General features: G+C 65.9%; 1 protein-coding gene and 2 pseudogenes. 1 reads left to right on the forward strand and 2 read right to left on the reverse strand.

The window, feature by feature from the left end:
• Positions 1-7: 7 nt before the first annotated feature.
• Positions 8-718 (reverse strand): annotated as a pseudogene (locus tag Aco04nite_RS48410) (IS256 family transposase); the annotation flags it as partial.
• Between the two features lie 151 nt (positions 719-869).
• Between Aco04nite_RS48410 and Aco04nite_RS48415 the strand changes: the two are divergent.
• Complete coding sequence (locus Aco04nite_RS48415) at positions 870-2363, forward strand: ISL3 family transposase (RefSeq protein WP_244876857.1); 1494 nt, start codon at positions 870-872, stop codon at positions 2361-2363.
• A 27-nt stretch (positions 2364-2390) separates the two neighbouring features.
• Here Aco04nite_RS48415 and Aco04nite_RS48420 read toward each other — a convergent pair.
• A pseudogene (locus Aco04nite_RS48420) lies at positions 2391-2990 on the reverse strand (transposase); the annotation flags it as partial.
• Between the last annotated feature and the right edge of the window lie 47 nt (positions 2991-3037).

The raw sequence follows: 3037 nt of genomic DNA on the forward strand, positions 1-3037 counted from the left end.
TTGGGGGTTAGTTTCGGCTGGTGGTGAGTCGACCGTCGAAGGCGAGGTCGAAGGCGTTGAGGGCGGGTTTCCATCGGCTGATCCAGCGTCGCCGGCCGGTTCCGGTCGGGTCCAGGGCCATCACCGCGAGGTAGACGCATTTGAGAGCGGCTTGCTCGTTGGGGAAGTGCCCGCGAGCTCGCACGGCCCGCCGGATTCGGGCGTTCACGCTCTCGATCGCGTTGGTCGAGCAGATAACTTTGCGGATCTCGGTGTCGAAGGACAGGAACGGCACGAACTCGGCCCAGGCGTTCTCCCACAGCCTGACGATCGCCGGATATTTGGGGCCCCATGTCTCGGCGAACTCGAGGAAACGCTGCTCGGCGGCGGCGACCGTGGGTGCGGTGTAGATCGGCTTGAGTGCTTTCGCGACCGCGTCGTAGTCCTTGCGGGCCGCGTATTTGAACGAGTTGCGCAGCAGGTGGACCACACAGGTCTGGACCACGGTCTCCGCCCAGACGGTGTTGATGGCGTCGGGCAGGCCGGTCAGGCCGTCGCAGACGGCCATCAGCACGTCGGCGACACCGCGGTTCTTGAGTTCGGTGCACACGTTCAGCCAGAACTTGGCGCCTTCACCACCGTCGCCGGCCCATAACCCGAGGATGTCGCGGCTGCCCTCGGCGGTGACCGCGAGAGCGACGTAGATGGGCCGGTTGGCGACTTTCCCGTCTCTGATCTTGGCTCTGTCGCTGATCTTGTGATGTGGGATGGTTCCGTCACCGGTCTGCTGGCTTGGTTGATCATGTCCGGCGTGTTCGATTGTGGAGCAGTTACTGCCGCATCTGTCGGGTCTGTCCATCGAGACTGTTGAGCAGCGTGACGGTGTGGTCGTGCTGTCCGGGCGGGTCCGGGCAGCGACTGCTCGCTGCGGCCGATGTCAGCGAGAGTCGGGCAGAGTCCACGGGTGGTATCAACGCCGGTTGCGCGACATCGCGGTGGCCGGAACCGCGTTGCTGCTTCGAGTGCAGGTCCGACGGTTCCGGTGCGAGAACACCGGCTGCCCGGCGCGGACGTTCGCCGAGCAGATCGACGGGCTGACCGTTCCGCATGCCCGGTTGACGCCGGGGCTGCGTGGCATGCTCACTCAGATCGGCCTGGCATTGGCCGGCCGGGCCGGCTCTCGACTGGCGTCGGTCATCGGGGTCGCTGCGGGTCGCGACACGTTACTGCGGCTGGTGAAGGCGCTGCCCGACCCGCCGGAAACGCCGATCACTGTGCTGGGTGTCGATGACTTCGCGTTCCGCAGGGGCCGTCATTACGGCACTGTGCTGATCGACATGGCCAGCCACCGCCCGGTCGACATGTTCGACGGCCGTGACGGTGACAGCCTCGCCGCGTGGCTGCGGAAGCATCCCGAAGTCGAGGTGATCTGCCGGGACCGCGCCAGCGGCTATGGCGAAGGCGCCCGCTCCGGCGCCCCGCAAGCGGTGCAGGTCGCGGATCGGTTCCACCTCTGGCAGAACCTGGGCCAGGCGGTCGAGAAGACCGTCAACGCCCACCGATCCCAACTCGCCGCTGCGGCACCACCGCCGGTGGATGATTCCAGGCCTACCGAGGTGCAGCCGTTACCGGAGAAGAAGATCGTGGTCCGCCTCCGCGAGCATCACGCCGCTGTTCACGAACTGGCCGCTCAAGGGCTGAACAAATCGGCGATCGGCCGCAAACTCGGCTTGCACCAGGCCACGGTCCGCAAATATCTCAACGCCGCCAGCCACGCCGAACTGACTGCAGTGACCGAGCAACGCGCGCACCTGGTCGACGACTACGTCGCCTACCTGCACCGGCGCTGGAACGAGGGAGAACGCAACGCCACCGCGCTGTTCCGCGAGATCAAAGAGCAGGGCTATCCCGGCGGGGAACTCGCCGTCCAGCGTTACCTGCGCCGCTTCCGCAAAGGCCTCGGTCAGATCCCGCGCCCCGGCCCGAAACCGCCGTCGGTGCGCCAGGCCACCTCGTGGATCATGACTCATCCCGACCGCCTCGATCCTCGCGACGCGGTCAAGCTACGGGAACTGCGCAGCCGCGACCGGGACTTCAACCGGCTGGTCAAACACGTGCGCGCCTTCGCGATCATGATGACCGGCCGCCACGGCGACCGCCTCGACGCGTGGATCACCACGGTCGAACACGACACCCTCGCGCCGTTGGCCGGGTTCGCCCGCAACCTGCGTCGTGACCTCGATGCCGTCCGCAACGGACTGACCCTGCCGCACAGTTCCGGCGCGGTCGAAGGCAACATCAACCGCCTCAAAATGATCAAACGCCAGATGTTCGGCCGCGCCGGACTCGACCTCCTCCGCAAACGCGTCCTGCTGGCGCACTGAAACCCGTCACACAACCGGCGACAGAGCCCTGATCTTGACGTTGATCGCGTCCAGGAAGATCACCGGATAGACGTTGTCGAGGGGCCGGTTCTGCCACTCGGCCATGCCGTCCATCACCTTGTCGGTGATCGTCGAGATCGTCTGCCGCGACACCTCAGCGCCGTATACCTCGGCCAGATGAGCGCTGATCTCCCTGGTGGTCAGGCCCTTCGCCGACAGGGACAGGACCATGTCCTCGACCCCGGTCAACCGCCGCTGCCGCTTCTTGACGATCTGCGGCTCGAACGAGGCGTCGCGGTCACGCGGCACGGTGATCTCGACCGGGCCCACATCGGTGAGCACTGTCTTGGTGCGTGTTCCGTTACGGGAGTTCCCGCCATCCTTACCGGCCGGATCGTGCTTGTCATAGCCGAGATGGTCAGTGATCTCCCCGTCCAACGCGGCCTCGATCACCCGCCGGGTCAGCTGCTGCAGCAGACCGCCTTCGCCGGTCAACTGCAGGCCCGCTGCGCGGGCCTGCTCGACCAGCCGACCGACCAGCTCGGCATCCACGCCCTGCGGCGTGCTCGCCGAAGTTCTCTTCTTCGCCACCGCGGAAGTATCCACGGCGTCTGTCGTCACGCTCATCAAGTGTCTCCTTGATCAGGAGTTACACCGTCTTTTTTACAGTCCCG

It is taken from the genome of Winogradskya consettensis (genome assembly GCF_018332715.1).
Lineage (GTDB): Bacteria > Actinomycetota > Actinomycetes > Mycobacteriales > Micromonosporaceae > Actinoplanes > Actinoplanes consettensis.